The 1,716-nt window shown below is 68.1% G+C and carries 1 protein-coding gene; it reads right to left on the bottom strand.

Annotated features, from left to right (window positions below; genetic code table 11):
• Positions 1-168: 168 nt before the first annotated feature.
• On the bottom strand, positions 169-1,644 hold the full coding sequence (locus HMPREF3086_RS06275) for an IS1182 family transposase (RefSeq protein ID WP_070720776.1): 1,476 nt from the start codon (positions 1,642-1,644) through the stop codon (positions 169-171).
• Positions 1,645-1,716: the final 72 nt, after the last annotated feature.

Below are 1,716 nucleotides of genomic sequence, written 5' to 3'. Positions count from 1 at the left end.
CTAGGAGCATGGGTCAGTAATGGCTCGAAGCGCGCCGAGAGTACGGCGGAGTGCGTGAGAGCGTTGCGCTCGGGCCGGCGTCACTGGCGGCCAGGTATTCGGTTTGCGAAGCCGCGGTGATGGCGTTCAGTCCGCGGGTCAGCCTGTAGGTCGCCCGGGCCTGCCAGTTCAGGCGATCTGGAGGCCGCCGAGCCCGGTGGCGCCGATATGACCGTGGAGCTTTCGCAGGTTGTGGCAGGCAGCGAGCAGTAGCCATTCACCGCGGGCGGCGTCCAGACCGCGAATCAGGAGTTGCTTGCCGTTCTGCAGGGTGCTCATCTGTCCGAAGACCGGTTCGACGATCGCTTTGCGCCGGGCGTAGACCGCTCGGCCTTTCTTCGTGGCGAGCTTGCGGGCCATGCGCTGCTTGTCCGTGGCGCTGGCCGGGATCGGTCCCCGGGGGGCGATCGGCGCCGGTTCCCCGCTGCGCTGTCGTCCGGTGGCGATGAAGAACTCGGTGCCCTGCTCGCCGGTGACCTCGGCGGAGGCGGCGAGGTTCGCGGCTGAGCAGTACCCGGCATCGGCGAGCATCTGCTTCGGGGCCTGCCCCGTGTTGCTGATGGCCTGCTCGGTCATGGGGATGAGGTTGCCGACGTCGGCGGCACAGTCGTTGACCTCGGCCGCCACGATGATCTGATGGGCGGCATCGACCACGGCCTGGCCGTTGTAGCACTGAGCGAACGACCCGTCCCCGGTGAGCATGATCTTCGACTCCGGGTCGGTGAAGTTGCGCTGGGCCTTCGGCCTGGGCGTGGCGCGCTCGGCGGCCTCAGCGGCCTTCTGCGCGACGGTGTCTTCGTCTTCGCCCTTACCGCGGGCCTTAGCCTCAGCCTTCTCCGCCGCATCGGCGGCGGCGTCGGCTTCCAGAGCAGCTTTGGCCTGGCGCAGCTTGACCAGGCGAGACTCTCGGCGGGCCAGCTCATCGGGCAGCTCGTCCCCGCGCCGGTTCTTGCCGAACTTGGCGTCCTCGGCCTTGTCGATGGCCTCGGCGGCGGCCAGCAGATCGGAGACCTCCTGGGCCAGTACCTTCTCCTTGTCCGTCAGCCGCGCGTACGACATGGCCTTGCGTTTGGAGGCGTTCGCCCGCAGCTTCGTCCCATCCAGCGCGACCTGTCCAAGCGTGACCATCCCGGCGGCCTGGCACAACGCCAACGCCTGCAAGAACAGGTTGCCCAGCGCGGCCAGGTGCCTCTTGCGAAACCTGGCGATCGCGCGGTAGTCCGGGGCCGCCCCGGCCGCCAACCACCGGAAAGCGACGATGTCGGTGCAGGCCTTCTCGATCCCGCGGGAGGAGCGCACCCCCGTGGTGTAGCCGAAGATCAGCAACCGCACCATCAACCGCGGATCGTACGGCGGGGCCCCGCGCCCCTCCTGGTAGGAGACGTAGATCCGCGATAAATCCAGGTGCCCATCGACCAGATCCGCCACGAACCGTGCCAGATGATCGGCCGGAAGCCAGTCATCCAGCGACGGCGGCAGCAACAACCCCTGGCCCGGGTCGAACGCCCGAAATGTCTTGCCTGCGCCCACCGGCTCGACCTCGCCCTGCCGGTCAGCCCGCTCGACGCGGAACTCCTCGGCGGCGAACAACCCTTCCTCGCCCATGACGACAATTATCCCGCCGAACCCGCCCCATCAGCGGACCTGAACTGGCGTGTTACTGACCCACGCTCCTAG

This window comes from Dietzia sp. HMSC21D01 (assembly GCF_001815995.1).
GTDB classification, from domain to species: domain Bacteria; phylum Actinomycetota; class Actinomycetes; order Mycobacteriales; family Mycobacteriaceae; genus Dietzia; species Dietzia cinnamea.
Note: the sequence above shows the minus strand (reverse complement) of the source record. Positions and strands in the feature narration are given on the sequence as shown.